Here is a 464-nt window from a genome sequence, read left to right as displayed (position 1 = left end):
GGACTGAGCGGCGTGGACCTGCAAAAGCAGAAACGCGGGCGGATGCTGGCGGGCATTGGGTTGTTCGTCCTGGGCTTCTCCGTGATCTTCGTCCTGCTGGGCGGTGCATTCGGCCAGCTGGGCACCCTCATCACGGGCAGCCAGAATGCCTGGATCACCCAGCTCCTGGGAATCCTGGTCATCATCATGGGGATCGTCTTCATGGGCGGTTTCGGCTGGCTGCAGCGTGACGCGAAGATCCACGCAAAGCCGCCCGCCGGGCTCTGGGGAGCGCCCCTGCTGGGCCTGACCTTCGGCCTGGGCTGGGCSCCGTGCATMGGSCCMACCTAYTCCGCCGTSCAGYTSCTSAGCCTCTCCGGCGGGTCCTCYGCYGCCAAGGGYGCAYTCCTGGCTTTTGTCTACAGCCTGGGACTTGGCATCCCGTTCCTGCTGATCGCCCTGGCCCTGCGCCGGGGCCTGGGCGT

The 464-nt window shown here is 66.7% G+C and carries 1 protein-coding gene; it reads left to right on the top strand.

The features are described 5' to 3' along the window. The coding region (locus AC1DKD_RS42050) for a cytochrome c biogenesis CcdA family protein (RefSeq protein WP_477144842.1) at positions 1-464 on the top strand (464 nt) is incomplete at both ends.

The organism is Cupriavidus sp. 05T313, assembly GCF_056396665.1.
The sequence above is the reverse complement of the archived record's forward strand: the minus strand, read 5'-3'. Positions and strand labels throughout refer to the sequence as shown.